15 protein-coding genes are annotated in these 17,408 nt (G+C 31.9%); 10 read left to right on the top strand and 5 right to left on the bottom strand.

The window, feature by feature from the left end; translation table 11 throughout:
• The first annotated feature begins 67 nt into the window (after positions 1–67).
• The 6 genes from Q0820_RS11090 (at position 68) to guaB (ending at position 8,363) form a co-directional block, all read left to right on the top strand.
• A complete protein-coding gene (locus Q0820_RS11090) occupies positions 68–1,270 on the top strand; it encodes a DUF4856 domain-containing protein (protein ID WP_298487707.1) in 1,203 nt (400 codons plus the stop codon).
• Positions 1,271–1,366: 96 nt separating this feature from the next.
• Positions 1,367–2,461 (top strand): imelysin family protein, encoded by a 1,095-nt coding sequence (locus tag Q0820_RS11085; RefSeq protein ID WP_298487706.1) that lies wholly within the window; start codon positions 1,367–1,369, stop codon positions 2,459–2,461.
• A gap of 67 nt (positions 2,462–2,528) precedes the next feature.
• Positions 2,529–3,896: an HTTM domain-containing protein gene (locus Q0820_RS11080; protein WP_298487705.1), complete on the top strand. Its 1,368-nt coding sequence runs from the start codon at positions 2,529–2,531 to the stop codon at positions 3,894–3,896.
• The gene (locus Q0820_RS11075) at positions 3,877–6,303 is read left to right on the top strand and encodes a TonB-dependent receptor (RefSeq protein ID WP_298487917.1); all 2,427 of its coding nucleotides are present in this window, start codon (positions 3,877–3,879) and stop codon (positions 6,301–6,303) included. Before Q0820_RS11080 ends, Q0820_RS11075 begins: the two co-directional genes overlap by 20 nt.
• Before the next feature lie 17 nt (positions 6,304–6,320).
• Entirely contained in the window at positions 6,321–6,779 is a 459-nt protein-coding gene (locus tag Q0820_RS11070) for a heme-binding domain-containing protein (RefSeq protein ID WP_298487704.1), read from the top strand.
• 111 nt (positions 6,780–6,890) lie between these two features.
• A complete protein-coding gene (gene guaB, locus Q0820_RS11065) occupies positions 6,891–8,363 on the top strand; it encodes an IMP dehydrogenase (RefSeq protein WP_298487916.1) in 1,473 nt (490 codons plus the stop codon).
• A 71-nt stretch (positions 8,364–8,434) separates the two neighbouring features.
• On the opposite strand, the gene Q0820_RS11060 is transcribed toward guaB, so the two are convergent.
• On the bottom strand, positions 8,435–8,962 hold the full coding sequence (locus Q0820_RS11060; RefSeq protein ID WP_298487703.1) for a DUF255 domain-containing protein: 528 nt from the start codon (positions 8,960–8,962) through the stop codon (positions 8,435–8,437).
• Between the two features lie 202 nt (positions 8,963–9,164).
• Positions 9,165–10,415 carry a diaminopimelate decarboxylase gene (lysA, locus tag Q0820_RS11055; RefSeq protein WP_298487702.1) on the bottom strand — a complete coding sequence of 417 codons (1,251 nt, stop codon included), beginning with the start codon at positions 10,413–10,415 and terminating at the stop codon, positions 9,165–9,167.
• A gap of 165 nt (positions 10,416–10,580) precedes the next feature.
• Between lysA and Q0820_RS11050 the strand changes: the two genes are divergently transcribed.
• From Q0820_RS11050 to Q0820_RS11040, 3 genes are all read left to right on the top strand, one after another.
• A complete protein-coding gene (locus tag Q0820_RS11050) occupies positions 10,581–11,219 on the top strand; it encodes an LON peptidase substrate-binding domain-containing protein (protein WP_298487701.1) in 639 nt (212 codons plus the stop codon).
• Between the two features lie 79 nt (positions 11,220–11,298).
• Positions 11,299–12,492, top strand: coding sequence for an ADP-forming succinate--CoA ligase subunit beta (sucC, locus tag Q0820_RS11045; RefSeq protein WP_298487700.1), 1,194 nt, complete (start codon positions 11,299–11,301; stop codon positions 12,490–12,492).
• A gap of 288 nt (positions 12,493–12,780) precedes the next feature.
• Positions 12,781–13,119 carry a hypothetical protein gene (locus Q0820_RS11040; RefSeq protein ID WP_298487699.1) on the top strand — a complete coding sequence of 113 codons (339 nt, stop codon included), beginning with the start codon at positions 12,781–12,783 and terminating at the stop codon, positions 13,117–13,119.
• 33 nt (positions 13,120–13,152) lie between these two features.
• Here Q0820_RS11040 and Q0820_RS11035 read toward each other — a convergent pair whose 3' ends face one another.
• The gene (locus tag Q0820_RS11035) at positions 13,153–13,530 is read right to left on the bottom strand and encodes a DUF1456 family protein (protein ID WP_298487698.1); all 378 of its coding nucleotides are present in this window, start codon (positions 13,528–13,530) and stop codon (positions 13,153–13,155) included.
• Between the two features lie 222 nt (positions 13,531–13,752).
• On the opposite strand from Q0820_RS11035, the gene Q0820_RS11030 reads away from it, so the two are divergent.
• The gene (locus Q0820_RS11030; protein ID WP_298487697.1) at positions 13,753–14,187 is read left to right on the top strand and encodes an Hsp20/alpha crystallin family protein; all 435 of its coding nucleotides are present in this window, start codon (positions 13,753–13,755) and stop codon (positions 14,185–14,187) included.
• 259 nt (positions 14,188–14,446) lie between these two features.
• On the opposite strand, the gene uvrB is transcribed toward Q0820_RS11030, so the two are convergent.
• Positions 14,447–16,435, bottom strand: a complete 1,989-nt coding sequence (gene uvrB / locus Q0820_RS11025) for an excinuclease ABC subunit UvrB (protein WP_298487696.1) — start codon at positions 16,433–16,435, stop codon at positions 14,447–14,449.
• Between the two features lie 144 nt (positions 16,436–16,579).
• Complete coding sequence (locus Q0820_RS11020; protein WP_298487695.1) at positions 16,580–17,347, bottom strand: M48 family metallopeptidase; 768 nt, start codon at positions 17,345–17,347, stop codon at positions 16,580–16,582.
• Positions 17,348–17,408 lie beyond the last annotated feature (61 nt).

Genomic DNA, 17,408 nt, shown 5'->3' with positions numbered 1-17,408 from the left:
TTGTGTATTCCATTTTTGGGTTTATTTTTGCGTAAATTATTTAAAACAAGTCTAAATAAATATAATAATGAAAAAAGTTTTAATTGCTCTTACCGCATTTGCGGGTGTATGTTTTACATCTTGTAACTCTGATGATAATGATGGAGGAGAAATAGTAATAAACAATCCAGCTAGTTATTCTTTTGAAAGAGATGGCGTGTCTACAGTAAATTTTGGAGGGCAAACTACAAGAATAGCAATGGCAGAAGAGTTAGTGTCTGCTTTAAAGGATAATACAAAAACAGAAGAAGATTTAGACGGCATGTTTGCTCACGTAGAAGGGGAGTCAGATTTTAGTGAGGCAGATTTAAATGCTTCTAATAAAAGTATACGAAGTAAAACAGCTGCTTCTGCAGATTTCTTTTCTGCAAATACTACCGATGCAAATGCTATAAAAGCAGATTTTGATGGTTATATAGAGAGTCAAGTAGCAGACGTTTTTCCAAATTGGGCAGTTACAGCTACTGCAGGAAATGCAGGGCAATTACAAGAAGCTGGAGGTGGATCTATAAGGTATATTAATGCAAAAGGCTTAGAACTTAATCAGGCGTTTGCAAAAGGCTTAATTGGCGGATTAATGGTGGATCAAATTCTAAATAACTATTTAAGTTCTTCAGTTTTAGATGCAGGAGATAATAGAGCTAATAACGATGGAGATGTAGCTGATAAAGAAGGGGTTAGTTATACTACAATGGAGCATAAATGGGATGAGGCTTATGGGTATTTATATGGTGCAGAAGATAATGCAGCTGTACCTGTATTGGGAGCAGATAGTTTTTTAAATAAATATTTATCAAGAGTAGAAGGAGATTCAGATTTTGCAGGTATTGCTAGTACTATTTTTGAAGCTTTTAAATTAGGAAGAGCCGCAATAGTAGCAAAAGATTATGATGTTCGTGATAAGCAAGTAGAAATTATTAGAGAAAACATATCTAAAGTAATAGGAGTAAGGGCAGCACATTATTTACAAACAGGAAAAACAGCCTTAGGAAATGATTATGCAGCAGCTTTTCATGATTTATCAGAAGGTTTTGGGTTTGTTTATAGTTTACAATTTACACGTAAACCAAATACCACAGAAGCATATTTTTCTAAAACTGAAGTAGATGCTTTTGTAGCACAATTAATGGCAGGGAATGGTTTTTGGGAGGTTTCCTCAGAAACTTTAGATGCTATTTCAGATGAAATAGCAACAGAGTTTGGTTTTACATCTGCTCAAGCAGCAGATTAATACTTTTTTTATAAAGTATAAATAACTACTTGTTGTCTGTGTATAGATAACAAGTAGTTTTGGTATTTTTGCCGTTTCAATTTAATTATTTAGATTATGATTAAGAAGTTTTTTTTAGTAGCAGTTATTTTCTTGTTCTACACTTGTTCAAGTTCTTCTGATGATTCTCCAGAAAAGAAAAAAGAGGATAGTTTTGATAGAGAGGCGGTACTTGTAAATGTAGCAGATAACATTATAATACCTGCGCTAGAAGATTTGTCTCAAAAGTTAGTTGCTCTAAAAACTAATAAGGATGCATTTATTGCAACACCAGATCAAACTAATTTAGATGCGTTAAGAAGTTCATGGTTAAGTGCCTATGAAGTTTGGCAACATGTAGAAATGTTTAATATAGGTAAGGCGGAAGAAATTTTATATTCTTTTCAGATGAATATTTATCCTGTATCTATTACAGATGTGGAAGCTAATATAGATTCTGGTTCTTATGATTTAACACATGTTAATAATAATGATGCCGTTGGCTTCCCAGCAGTAGACTATTTGTTATATGGTGTTGCTGCAGATGATGCAGCTATTTTAGTTAAGTATGAAGATGTTAAATACAAAAATTACCTATCTGATGTTGTAAACCAAATGGATGCTTTGACAGATGAAGTTATAAATGATTGGACTACATCCTATAGAGATACTTTTATAAGCAGTACTTCTAATACGGCATCTAGTGCCTATAATAAATTAGTAAATGATTTTATATTCTATTACGAAAAAGGTTTAAGAGCAAATAAAGTAGGTACACCTGCAGGTAACTTTTCTGCAAATCCCCTACCAGATAGAGTAGAGGCTTTTTATAATAATGAGGTTTCTAAAACTTTAACTTTAGAGGCATTAACAGCAGCAGAGAACTTCTTTAACGGAAATGCTTATAATAGTTCTTCAACAGGAGAAAGTTATGTAACACATTTAAAAAGTTTAGATAATTCCGCATTAGAATCCCTTATAAATACTCAGTTTAGTGGTGCACGTGAAAAAATAAATGAGTTAGAAAATAGTTTTTCTAATCAGATAAATACGGACAATACAAAAATGACACAAGCTTATGATGCTTTGCAGTTAAATGTAGTTTCTTTAAAAGTAGATATGTTGCAGGCATTTAATGTAAGTGTAGATTATGTAGATGCAGATGGTGACTAGTAAAAAAAATAGATAAAATTATAGGGTTGTCTGGTTCAGATAACCTTTTTTGTTTTTCACAGAAAATATGAAATTAAATTACAGCAAATATTTAGAGAAAAAAGCATCTGGTGCTTCTTTAGCTGTTTTTCGTATTGGTTTTGGTATAATGATGTGTATAAGCATTATTCGTTTTTGGAGTAAAGGATGGATAGACACTCTTTATGTTTCACCTACATTTCATTTTAAATATTTTGGTTTTGAATGGGTTAAAGCACTCGGAACATATACCTATGTTTTGTTCTTAATTTGCGGATTTTCTGCATTTCTTGTAGCGTTAGGTTATAAATATAGAATTGCAATTATTGTTTTTTTTCTGAGCTTCACGTATATAGAATTAATAGATAAGTCTACATATTTAAATCATTATTATTTTGTTAGTATCGCAAGTTTTTTAATGATTTTTTTACCAGCAAATGCTTATTTCTCTATAGATGCAGTGAAAAGAAAAAAAGAATATTTATATGTTCCAAAATGGACTATAGATGCTATAAAACTACTTTTAGGAATTGTGTATTTTTATGCAGGTTTGGCTAAAATAAATTCCGATTGGCTTTTTAAAGCAATGCCATTAAAAATATGGTTACCGTCTAAATATGATATTCCAGTTTTAGGGACCACTTTAATGCAAGAAAATTGGTTTCATTATGCTATGAGTTGGTCTGGTATGATATATGATCTGTGTATACCTTTTTTACTTCTTTGTAAAAAAACTAGAAACATAGCTTTTGTATTGGTTGTAGTTTTTCATCTTTTTACAAGAATATTATTTCCTATCGGAATGTTTCCTTATATAATGATAGTAGGTTCTATTATATTTTTTGATGCTTCATTACATCAAAAAATAATTGACTTTGTATCTAGAACTTTTAATCCTTTTAAAAGAAAATGGGACCTAGTTACAAGGAAACAAACGGCAGTAAAACCTGTTAAGAAATTAGCTTTTTATACTGTAGTTGTATTTTTTGCTATTCAACTTTTATTTCCGTGGCGTTATTTGGCATACCCTGGTGAATTATTTTGGACAGAAGAAGGGTATAGATTTTCTTGGAGAGTTATGTTAATGGAGAAAATGGGGGTAGCAAATTTTAAAATTGTAGATGCAAAAACAAACAAGTTTTTTTATGTAGATAATTCCGATTTTTTAACACCCTTGCAAGAAAAACAAATGAGTTTTCAGCCAGATTTTATTTTAGAATACGCACATTTTTTAGGAAATCATTTTAAAAAACAAGGGCACAAAAATATACAAGTTTTTGTAGATAGTTATGTTGCATTAAACGGAAGACTAAGTCAACCATTTATAGATAAAAGCGTAAATTTGTATCAAGAAAAAGAATCTTTCAAACATAAAAAGTGGATAGTACCATTCAATGATGAAATTAAGGGATTGTAAAGTATTAATTATATTTTTTATGTTGAGCGCATCTATATCTGCGCAATATAAAATATCAGGTATTGTATCAAATTCAGAGAATACATCTGCCATAAATGAGGTAGAAGTGTATGATAAAGCAATTGGTAAACTTACCACTACAGATGAGAAAGGTTATTTTGAATTTATAACAGAAAAAGAAAGTATTACACTTGTCTTTTTTTCTTTTAATTTTAAAGTAAAAGAAGAAGTCGTTTCTGGTGCTAAAAATGTTGTGTTAAATGTTTCTCTTAATCCATTAGGGGAACAATTATCAGAAGTAGAAGTAACAGCAAGAAGAGCTCAGGTTTTTGAGCTAAAACGATTAAAAGATGTAGAAGAAACTTCTATCTACGCAGGAAAAAAAACAGAGGTTGTATTGGTGGAGCAATCTATGGCAAATTTAGCATCTAATAATGCGAGACAAATTTACAGTCAGGTTGCTGGTTTAAATATTTACCAGAATGATGATGCTGGCTTACAACTTAATATAGGTGGTAGAGGATTGGATCCAAATAGAACAGCAAACTTTAACACTAGACAAAATGGGTATGATATAAGTGCGGATGTTTTAGGATACCCTGAAAGTTATTACACACCTGCGGCAGAGGCTTTGCAAGAAGTACAAATAATAAGAGGGGCGGCATCTTTACAATATGGGACGCAATTTGGAGGTTTGGTTAATTTTGTAATGAAAAAGCCAAACCCAGTAGAACCTTTTGAGTTAATTACTAGGAATACAGTTGGTAGTAATGGGCTTTATACTAACTTTACAAGTATAAGTGGTACTAAAAATAAATTTAGTTACTACACTTTTTTTAACTACAAAAAGGGTGATGGATTTAGAGCAAATTCAGAATTTGAATCTAAAAATGCTTATGTTCATTTAGGGTATGAATTTACAGAGAAAACCAAGTTAGAAGGCGAGGTAACATATCTAAATTACTTAACACAACAAGCAGGAGGGTTAAATGACCAAATGTTTGCAGAGGATCCATACCAGAGTAATAGAGCTCGTAATTGGTTTCAGATAGATTGGCTTTTGTATAATCTTAAACTGTCACATAAATTTTCAGAAAAAACAAACTTTACTTTTAACTTATTTGGTTTAAATGCTTCTAGAGATGCTTTAGGTTTTAGAACAAATAGAGTGGATCAGGTAGATCCAGGTTCTGAAAGAGATTTAATAAAAGGAGATTTTAATAATTATGGTTTTGAAGCTCGTTTGTTAAATGAGTATTCTCTTTTTAATAAAAAGGCTACGTTTTTAATTGGAACTAAATTTTATAAAGCAGATAATACTGCATTGCAAGGTCCAGGTTCTAATGGTAGTGATGCCAATTTTGATTTAAAATTAGAGGATTATCCTAATTACCCTAGCCAATCGGAATACGCTTATCCAAATTTAAATATGGCTCTTTTTGGAGAAAATATTGTTTATCTAAATGATAAATTATCTATTACGCCAGGTTTTAGATTAGAACATATAAAAACTGAAAGCGACGGATTTTATAAGAATATAAATACAGATGCTGCCGGTAATGTAATTTTAAATGAAACCATGGAAGATGCCGAAGAAAGAAAACGATCTTTTGTGCTTTTAGGTTTAGGGGTTGGTTATAAGCCTAATAAGGTGTCAGAAGTTTACGGTAATATTTCTCAAAATTATAGGTCGGTTACCTTTACAGATATTAGTATTGTAAACCCTGCGTTTGTTATTAGCCCAGATATATCAGACGAAAAAGGATTTACTGCAGATATAGGTGTCCGCGGAAATTATAAAAATATAATATCCTATGATGCTGGTTTTTTTAGTTTGTTTTATAAAGACAGAATTGGGTTTGTGCAAAAAGCTTTTGCAGATGGTAGTGTAAAAAGTGAACGTAATAATGTGGGAGATGCGGTAATGTATGGTTTGGAATCCTTAATAGATATTAATTTAAATAAACTATTTATTAAGAATACTAACTATAGTTTTAATTACTTTATAAATGCTTCGTTGATAGATTCTGAATATACAAGGTCTGGACAAAATGGTATAGAAGGTAATAGGGTAGAATTTATTCCTAATGTAAATTTAAAAACAGGGATTAGGTTTGGGTATAAAAATTTACTTTCTAATATTCAGTATACTTACTTATCTTCCCAATTTACAGATGCATCTAATGCTGTGGAAGGTAATTTAAGTGGAGTTATTGGAGAAATACCAGCTTATAATGTATTAGACTTTTCGTTGTCTTATAGTTATAAGAAATTTAAATTAGAAGCGGGAATAAATAATATTTTAGACGAAGCATATTTTACAAGAAGAGCAACAGGGTATCCTGGGCCAGGAATAATACCATCTGCCCCAAGAAATTTTTATACAACTATACAATTTAAGTTATAACCTTAAAAAACTAAATCATGAAAAAAGTAGTTAAAACAATTTTAGTTTGTTTAGTGCTAGTATTAATTATTTTGCAATTTTTTAGTGTAGACCTGAACAATGCAGAAATTAGAGATGTAGCTGATTTTGAAACAGAAACAAAGCCATCTAAAGAAGTTGCTGCTATACTAGAAAAGCAATGTTATGATTGCCACACAAATAAAACAGTATATCCTTGGTATGGAAAAATAGCTCCAGTTTCTATGTGGATGGCAGACCATATTGAAGAAGGGAATGAGCATTTTAACCTTACAGGATGGAACAATTATAAGGATAAGAAAAAGGACCATAAGTTAGAGGAGTTAATTGAAGAGGTTGAAGAAAATAAAATGCCTTTAAAAGAATATACTTGGACACATGGTAATATTACAGAGGAAGAAAAGGAATCTTTAATAAAATGGGCAAAAGAAGCTCGTACTAAATATAAGGTGCATTAAGTTTAATAGTAGCACTAGGCTTGTTGTTGTTCTCTAATAAAGTCTACTGATAAATCAGACTAGATATTAATAAAAACTGTATATTTGCCTGCAATTAAATCTATAATTGCTATGCAAGCACACCTCAATAAAATTGTTGGAGAAGGTCTTACTTATGATGACGTACTCTTAATTCCTGCTTATTCCGAAGTTCTTCCTAGAGAAGTTAGTATAAAAGCAAAATTTACACGTAATATTACCATTAATGTTCCAATTGTATCCGCAGCGATGGATACCGTAACAGAATCACGTATGGCTATTGCTATGGCTCAAGAAGGAGGTATAGGAGTCCTTCATAAAAATATGACCATTGAGCAGCAAGCAATCAAAGTGCGTAAAGTAAAACGTGCGGAAAGTGGAATGATTTTGGATCCAGTAACAATGCCGTTAGATTCTAAGGTTAGTGATGCAAAAGCTAATATGAAGGAGCATAGTATTGGAGGAATTCCCATAGTAGATGATAAAGGAAAGCTCATAGGAATTGTAACCAATCGTGATTTGCGTTTTGAAAAGAATGATAATAGACCTATTTCTGAAGTTATGACTTCAGAAAATTTGGTAACAGCAGCGGAGGGAACGTCACTTGCTGAGGCTGAAGATATTTTACAAGAACACAAAATAGAGAAATTACCAGTTGTAGATAAAGATAATAAGTTAGTAGGTTTAATAACCTTTAGAGATATTACTAAACTTACGCAAAAACCTATAGCGAATAAGGATCAGTATGGTCGATTACGTGTAGCAGCCGCTTTGGGTGTTACTGCCGATGTTGTTGATAGGGCAGAGGCATTAGTAAATGCTGGAGTAGATGCTGTGGTTATAGATACTGCTCATGGGCATACTAAAACTGTTGTTGCTGCACTAAAATCTGTAAAAAAGAAGTTTCCAAAACTAGAAGTAATTGTTGGGAATATAGCAACTAGTGAAGCTGCTAAATATTTGGTAGAAGCGGGTGCAGATGCTGTTAAAGTAGGTATAGGGCCTGGTTCTATATGTACTACTCGTGTCGTTGCAGGTGTTGGTTTTCCGCAATTCTCAGCAGTATTAGAAGTTGCTGCGGCATTAAAAGGTTCTGGTGTTCCAGTCATTGCAGATGGTGGTATTCGTTATACAGGAGATATTCCAAAAGCAATTGCAGCAGGAGCAGATACCGTAATGTTAGGTTCTCTTTTGGCAGGAACAAAAGAATCTCCAGGAGAAACTATTATATATGAAGGGCGTAAGTTTAAGTCGTATAGAGGAATGGGTTCTGTAGAAGCTATGAAACAAGGTTCTAAAGATCGTTATTTCCAAGATGTGGAAGATGATATTAAAAAATTAGTACCAGAAGGTATTGTAGGGCGCGTACCATATAAAGGCGAATTGTATGAAAGTATACATCAGTTTGTTGGAGGCTTAAAAGCTGGTATGGGATATTGTGGAGCAAAGGATATAGAAACTCTTAAAGAGACTGGAAAATTTGTAAAAATAACTGCTAGTGGTATTAATGAAAGTCACCCGCATGATGTAACAATAACTAAAGAGTCTCCTAATTACAGTAGGTAAAACTATTATTAGGTATAAAAAAAAAGAGCTGTAATTTAACAGCTCTTTTTTTATGAAATTAAATTTCAATTTTATTTTCCTTCTTCCTCATAGGCTTTCCAATCTTTCTCTTTATGTGTGTCCTCTCCAAAATATTTAGCAATTTTTAAAAAAGGCTCTGGTTTTTGATATCCAGGAACTGGAGAAAGCATATTCATTTTTTCATCTAAGAATATGGTAGTAGGGTAGCTCATTTTTCCTTGCATTAAAGCTGCTGCAAATTCATGATAACCATTTCTTCCACTTGGAACAAATTTAAAAGTTTTTCCTTTAAACTCTATTGGTTCTTTACCCTCACCATCTAATTTTACCATATAATATTTTTCGGTCATGTAAGCAGCAACCTCGGCATTTTGGAACGTATCTTTATCCATTTTCTTGCACCAGCCACACCAATCTGTATAGACATCAATAAAAATTTTCTTCGGATTTTCTTCCGTTTTTGCTAACTCAGCAGCCTCATTCCATGTTAACCATGTTACTTCTTGTGCATAAATTGATGTGCTAAGTAAAGTTATAATAGCAATAAGCGTATATTTTAATGGACTTTTTGTATTCATAACAATTTTTATCTATTTGTCTTAATAGTCATGTAAAACTAACGAAATTATAGATTTAATATTTTATTTTCCGTGTTTTAGAGTCTATATGTAACAGTTTTTTGTATTTAATGTTGGGATTGAAGCGTGCTGAAATAGGTTAGTAGCTTTTAAAAGAATTAAAGTAAAAAGGAGAGCAAATGGCTCTCCTTTTTAACTTTGGTTATGGTTGGGTGGTTAATTTCTTGTCTTCTTTAGCGCTAGGAAATAAATCTGATGCATCTACTTGATTGCGTATTAAGTCATCAAACGTTTCTCTTTCTCTAATTAAAATAGCTTTTCCCTTGTGCCATAATACCTCTGGTGGCCTAAATCTAGAATTATAATTACTAGCCATTGTAAAACAATAAGCACCAGCATTTTTAAATTGTAGAATATCTCCTTCTGCTATTTCGTTTATTCTTCGGTTACTTGCAAAAGTATCCGTTTCACAAATGTAACCTACTACAGAATAATAGCGTTCTCTTCCTTCAGGATTAGAAATGTTCTGTATTTTATGATAAGAACCATAAAGCATAGGGCGTATTAAATGGTTAAAACCAGAATCTATACTTGCAAAAACTGTTGATGTAGTTTGTTTAACTACATTTACTTTTGCTAAAAAAGAACCAGCTTCACTAACCAAAAATTTTCCAGGTTCAAATGCTAAAGTTAATTCTTTGCCATATTCTTTACAGAATTCGTTAAAACGAGTACTAAGTTTTTTTCCAAGCTCTTCAATGTTGGTTTCAATGTCCCCTTCTTTGTAAGGAACTTTAAAACCACTACCAAAATCTATAAAATCTAAATTCTTAAAGTTTTTAGCAGTTTCAAAAAGTATTTCAGAAGCGTAAAGGAAAACATCAATATCTAGAATATCACTTCCAGTATGCATGTGTATACCATTAATATTCATTTTGGTGAGCTCAACAATACGCAATAAATGAGGTATTTGATGTATGCTTATTCCAAATTTAGAATCTATATGACCCACAGAAATGTTAGAATTTCCGCCAGCCATAACATGTGGGTTTATACGAATACATACAGGAATAGTTGGGTGTTTACTGCCAAACTGTTCTAATATAGATAGGTTGTCTATATTAATACGTACTCCTAGTTTTGCAGCTTCTTCAATTTCTTCTAAAGAAACACCGTTAGGGGTAAATATAATAGACTCTGGTTTAAAACCAGCTAATAAACCTAGTTGTACTTCTTGGATAGAAACAGTATCTAAACCACTACCTAGGCTATTCATAAGTCTTAGTATGGTTATGTTAGATAGTGCTTTACAAGCGTAATTTAATTTAAGTTTTTTTACTCCTTTAAATGCGTTTGTTAGTCTCTGAAATTGAGAAATTATTTTTTCAGAATCGTAAACATATACAGGGTCGCCAAATTTTTTAGCGATTTTAAGCAAATCAGAATGCTTCATAATTAGTCATAATTTTAAACAAATTTAGAATACTAATTCTGTACCCACAAAAAAAGTAGCGTCTAATTTTAGATATGCAACAATTTGTGATATTTGTAACATGATTTACGTTTGTTATATTTGTAAACAGCTAATTTAGGCCTTATCTTTAATTAAAAAAGCACTATGATATTACCTATGTTTCCTTTGCAATCTATCTTTTTTCCTGGAGAAACCATTCCTCTTCATGTATTTGAAGACCGTTACAAAGAGTTAATAAACGATTGTAGAAATGAGGCAATAACTTTTGGTATTCCTGTCTTTTTTGATGGTCAAATTAATTACGGTATAGAAGCGCAATTGGTCGAGGTTGTTACTAGTTATGAAGGTGGTGAAATGGATGTTGTTTGTATTGCTAGGCAAGTTTTTGTTGTAGAAGATTTTAATAGACAAACAAATGGAAAGTTGTATCCTAGTGGTAAAGTTGCTTTTTTAGAGATAGATTATGTTGCAGAGGAGAAGTTAAAAAAAGAAGTTCTAAAGGGAATAGAGGAATTATATTCTTTAATGGGCGCTGCATTTACGCCAATAGCAATTTCAAAATTTAACAGTTATATACTTGCGCATAAAATAGGATTGTCGTTTAAGCAAGAGTATAAGCTCTTGCAAATTGTGAAAGAACAGGATAGATTAGTTTTTCTAAAAAATCATTTGTTACAAACAATAGCTGTTTTAGAAGAGGTGAATAGAACTAAGAAAACAATTGAATTAAATGGTCATTTTAGAAATTTTGATCCATTAGATTTTGATGGTTTTGAGGATTAATGGTTTCGTATGCTTTTTTCATTAGGGTAAATGCGTTTGGTTTATTATTTTTGCTTAGAAACATTAAGAAACTAGATACATGAATCTTCACGAATATCAAGGAAAAGAAATATTAGCAAGTTTTGGCGTACGCATACAAAGAGGTGTTGTTGCGCATAATGCAAAAGAAGCTGTAGATGCTGCTAAGCAGTTAACTGCAGAAACGGGTACTGGATGGCATGTTATTAAAGCTCAGGTTCATGCAGGTGGTCGTGGAAAAGGTGGCGGTGTTAAACTGGCTAAAAATTTAAAAGAAGTAGAAGAAATTGCAGGGAATATAATAGGGATGAACCTTATTACTCCGCAAACATCTGCTGAAGGAAAAAAAGTACATCAAGTATTAGTAGCTGAAGATGTGTATTATCCAGGGGATAGTGAAACAAGTGAATTTTATATGTCTGTTCTTTTAAATAGAGGAACAGGTAGAAACATGATAATGTATTCCACAGAAGGAGGAATGGATATTGAAGAGGTAGCAGAAAGTACTCCTCACTTAATATTTACAGAAGAAATTGACCCTGCAACAGGCTTATTACCTTTTCAGGCAAGAAAAATAGCTTTTAACTTAGGTTTGTCTGGTACAGCTTTTAAAGAAATGACAAAGTTTGTAGCTTCATTATATAAAGCATATGTAGAAAGTGATTCTAGTATGTTTGAGATTAATCCTGTATTAAAAACATCGGATGATAAAATTATGGCTGTAGATGCTAAAGTGTCTATAGATGATAATGCTTTATATAGAAGAAAACAATATGCAGAAATGCGTGATTTACGTGAAGAAAATGCTATTGAGGTAGAGGCTGGTGCTTTAGGTCTTAACTATGTAGATTTAGACGGTAACGTTGGTTGTATGGTTAACGGTGCTGGTTTAGCGATGGCTACAATGGATTTAATTAAAATGGCAGGTGGTGAGCCAGCTAACTTTTTAGATGTTGGTGGTACTGCAGATGCAAAAAGAGTAGAGGAAGCTTTTAGAATTATTTTAAAAGACCCAGAGGTTAAGGCTATTTTAATTAATATTTTTGGAGGTATTGTGCGTTGTGATAGAGTGGCGCAAGGTATTGTAGATGCTTATACGAATATGGGAGATGCAATTAAAGTTCCAATTATTGTTCGTTTACAAGGGACTAATGCAGAATTGGCTAAAGAGATTATTGATAATTCTGGTTTGGCTGTACAATCTGCGGTTCAATTCCAAGAAGCAGCAGATAAAGTAAAAGCAGTTTTAAGCTAAAAACACATATATTTTATTGTAAAAGGGTAATGTTTTTAAACGTTGCCCTTTTTTTATTTCATAAAATGAAAAAATAAAAGATATTTCTTTGTTGAGGGAGTTAATTTTTTATTAACCATAATATTTACAGTGGTTTAGCTCGTTGTTTCGTCTCGTTTTTAATATGGTAAAAAGGTTAAAAAGAATTAAAAAAATGTTAAAAAATAATTCTAGTGTAACATTTTGTAGCCCTGCATCGTCTTTTAAGCATATCATCAATCATCAATCATTTATTAAAAACAAAAAGTCATGAGAAAAATTAGTTTAGTAGTAGTAGCTGCAATGTTACTTTCAGCAGGGAATCTTTTAGCAAACAACACTAGCGATGAGGATAAGCCAAATAAAACTTTGGTAACGCAAATTTCAAAACTTCTTTCTAAGAACACATTAACAGAGAGTGAAGTAGATGCTACGGCATATGTGCGCTTTACTGTAAATGCTTACAGTGAAATTGTAGTGTTATCTGTAAAGACTGAAAATGCTGTTGTAGAGAGCTTTGTAAAGGCTGGTTTAAATTATCAAAAAGTAGATGTAACTAAAATGATAGCGGGTAAAGTGTATGTAATGCCTGTTAGAATTAAAGGTTAAGCTCTATTAGGAACAAAAAAAATCCTGATTATATCAGGATTTTTTTTTGTTTTTATATTTCACAGGGCTTAAATCATTATTCATTTTTTTTCGTTGTTGTGTCTTATAGTCGGGTCTTTTGCTTTTTGATGTGGGAGTTGTAGCTTTTGGTTTAAAGTTGTTAGCAAGAGCTTCGGCAGGAGTTTTTGGGTTTTCTTTTGTTCCTCTTAAATGAATTACTAATCCATTTAAGAAGTTGCGTAATACTTGATCTCCGCACTCCATATATTTGGGATGATCTTCATTTCTAAAAAAGGCGCCTAACTCACTCTTAGAGATATTAAAATCTACTAGTTTTAGTATTTCCACAATATTATCATCACGTAGCATTAGGGCAACTCTAAGCTTTTTAAAAATATCATTATTTGTCATTTGCGTAATCTTATTTTTTGCAAGGTATTATAAAATGTTTAATAACTACTTTTTGTGGTTTTAATTTCTGTAGTTTTCAACTAGAGGTATTAAAATAATTATACAGACAAAATGTCGTTAATGAAAGTTAAAATTAAGACAAAATGTCATTACAGTTTAATTGGTATGTATTTTGACTATTTAGAAAGTATAAATTAAAATTAATATTAAAAGATAATAGTTATGAGTATAGCAAGAAAAAATGAAGTGTTTTTGCCTTCTTTATTAGATGAAATTTTTAAGCCAGATTGGTTTGGTGGAATTGAAAATCATGCAGCAAAAATACCTCCTGTTAATATCTTGGAAAGTGATGAATTTTTTGAAATAGAATTGCTAATTCCTGGAAGAAAAAAAGAAGAATTTGTAATAGAAATTGATAAGAATATTTTGTCTGTTTCTGTTTCAAATGAAGAAAAAAAGGAAGATGAAAAAAAGGATTCTAATCGAAAATATACTAAAAGAGAATTTAAAAAATTAGGTTTTAAAAGAGCTTTTAATTTGCCAGATACTATCGTAGAAGAGAAGGTGAGTGCTTCTTATGAAGATGGAATTTTAAAGTTTGTATTACCTAAAAAAGAAGAAGCTTTGCCAAAGGAGAAAAGGCAAATATCTTTATGATAATTTTTCACTTTTCATTTTATTCTGTGCTGAAGAGCAGAATATTTAAGTGATTTTTTTGGTTGGTTGATTTGTGAGCGTTTCAAGAAATTGAAACGCTCTTTTTTGGCTTAAAATTGTTTATTTTACAAATTTAGTCTTATCTAAAAATGTATGTTAAAATATTTTAAACCAGTATTTTATATTATTTTATGTAAAGTTTTTATTTACTTTTTAAGTTTTTTTTGAAAAACCACCTTACTATAGTTGAAATATACACTTATTTTTGTTCTTGGAGTACTTTTATTTCATCTCTTAGTTTAGCAGCTTGCATAAAATCTAATTCTTTTGCGGCAGCTTCCATTTGCTTTCTTTTGTCCTTTATTAATTTTTCAATTTGCTCTTTTGTTAGATAATCCATGTCTGGTTCTGCAGCTCGTAATTCTTCTTTTTGGAAGTGATATGTAGAGACCGAATTTTTTGCAAGAGCACTATCTAAACTTTTATTTAATGCTTTTGGTGTTACATTATTTTTTAAATTATAAGCAATTTGTTTTTCTCTTCGGTAGGTAGTTTCGTCCATAGTTTTCTGCATGCTTTTTGTAATTTTATCTGCATACATAATTGCAAGGCCATTTAGGTTTCTTGCAGCTCTTCCAATGGTCTGTGTAAGGGATCTGTGACTACGTAAAAATCCTTCTTTATCTGCATCTAAAATTGCGACTAAAGATACCTCTGGTAAGTCTAATCCTTCACGTAATAAATTCACTCCAATTAGCACATCAAAAATCCCTTTTCTAAGGTCTTGCATAATTTCTACTCTTTCTAGAGTATCTACATCACTATGTATGTATCTACACCTAACATTTATTCTTGTAAGATATTTTGCAAGCTCTTCTGCCATTCTTTTAGTAAGTGTAGTTACTAAAGTACGTTCATCCTTTTCTACTCTTTGTTGTATTTCTTCAATTAAATCATCAATTTGATTTTCACTTGGGCGCACTTCAATTATTGGGTCTAATAAACCTGTAGGTCTAATTACTTGCTCCACAACCACCCCTTGGCTTAATTCTAATTCATAATCTGCAGGAGTAGCACTAACGTAAAGAACCTGTCCTTGTAATATTTCAAATTCTTCGAACTTTAAAGGTCTATTATCCATGGCTGCAGGTAATCTAAAGCCATATTCTACTAAGTTTTCTTTTCTAGAACGGTCTCCTCCGTACATAGCATGTACTTGAGGAATTGTTACATGACTTTCATCAACCACCATTAAAAAATCATCTGGAAAATAATCTAACAAACAAAAAGGTCTTGTGCCAGGTTGCCTGCCATCTAAATAACGGGAATAGTTTTCTATTCCAGAGCAATACCCAAGTTCGCGTATCATTTCTAGATCAAACGTTGTGCGCTCTTCTAAACGTTTTGCTTCTAAGTGTTTTCCTATTTCTTTAAAGTACGCTACTTGCTTCACCATATCCTCTTGAATTTGGTGTATGGCGTTTTGTAACACATCTTGTGAGGTTACAAACATATTAGCTGGGTATATATTAAGATTTTCGTATAACTCTATTACATTATTATTAAAAGGGTCAAAAGCCTCTATTTCTTCTATTTCGTCACCAAAAAAGTGAATTCTAAAAGCATGGTCGGCATAGCTAGGAAAAACGTCTATAACATCTCCTTTTACTCTAAAATTGCCATTTTTAAAATCAGTTGTTGTACGTGAATAAAGACTTTGGACTAGTTGGTGCATGAACTTTGTTCTGGCAATAACTTGGTCTTTTTTTATAGAAATAACATTCTTCTGAAATTCAATAGGGTTTCCAATACCGTATAAACAAGATACCGATGCAATTACAATTACATCTCTACGGCCAGATAATAAGGAGGATGTAGTGCTTAGTCTAAGTTTTTCTATGTCCTCGTTAATAGAAAGGTCTTTTTCTATATAAGTTCCGCTAGTAGGAATATATGCTTCTGGTTGGTAATAATCATAATAAGAAACAAAATATTCCACAGCATTTTCTGGAAAAAACTGCTTAAATTCTGAATATAATTGCGCTGCAAGAGTTTTATTGTGGGCAAGAATTAAGGTAGGTTTTTGTACTGTTTCTATAACATTTGCTACAGTAAAAGTTTTTCCAGAACCAGTAACTCCTAAAAGGGTTTGGTACTGTTCTTTTTCATTAACGCCATTCACTAATTGTTTTATGGCTTGTGGTTGGTCTCCTGTTGGTTTAAATTCTGATACTACCTTAAATTTCATTTGCTAAAAGTACAAAAGTAACACCATTTATTATGGCTTAGTAGTAAGCAACTTGCATTATCAAGGGTAATTAGTGTTTGTTAAAAGCAAAAGGCAATGGTATGAAACCATTGCCTTTTGCTTTTAATTTTATGATATTATGATTTATTTTTTTGCGTCTTGTTCTTTAGCCCATTTTTTAGCACGTTCTGTACGTTTAGCAGAACCAGGATGCGAAGAGGTTATAGAACCTTTTCCTCCATCACCACTTAAATCTGCAAGCTTTTGAAAAGCTCCTGCCATAGCATGGTAATTGTACCCCTTAGAGACTAAGAACTTAAAGCCATATGCATCAGAGTCAGATTCATGGGTTTGTGAAAATTGTGCATTAGCAACCGTTTCAACAAAATTTCCTATTTCATCATCGGCCAAAATTTTTCCAGCCCCAGTATTTGCATTAGCTACATCTTTAGCAGCAGAAATACCATAAGCAGATTGGTATCTTTTTTTGGAGTGTCCTAATTTAACATGTCCTATTTCATGCCCTATAACGCTTAATATTTCATCGTCTGTCATTAAATCCATTAAACCAGCCATAACTCTTACACTACCATCTGGTGTTGCAAAAGCATTAACATCTACTACTAAATATACTTTAAAGTTTAAAGTAAGGCCATCTTCTGTTTCTAAGCCACTAACCAATTTTTTTAAACGTTCGCCATAAGGATCTCCAGGACCAGCCACAGGGTTATTATCATCCATCCATTGAACAGATTGTAAAGAAAGTGTAGCCATATCTTCATCAGACAATGTTGCAGCTTTTACTAATTTTTTACCAGCAGATATGTTTCCTTTTTTTAAAACTTTACCAAATTGGGCATTTGCACTAATAGTGGTTACTAAACAGAATAAAATTAAAAAGTAATTTTTCATTTTTAAGGGAAGTGTTTGTTTTTATTATTAATAAATATAAGACAAAGATAGGTATATAAGT

Origin of the sequence: uncultured Maribacter sp. (assembly GCF_947495965.1) — a bacterium.
Classification (GTDB): domain Bacteria; phylum Bacteroidota; class Bacteroidia; order Flavobacteriales; family Flavobacteriaceae; genus Maribacter_B.
This window is presented reverse-complemented; position numbering and strand designations above follow the sequence as displayed.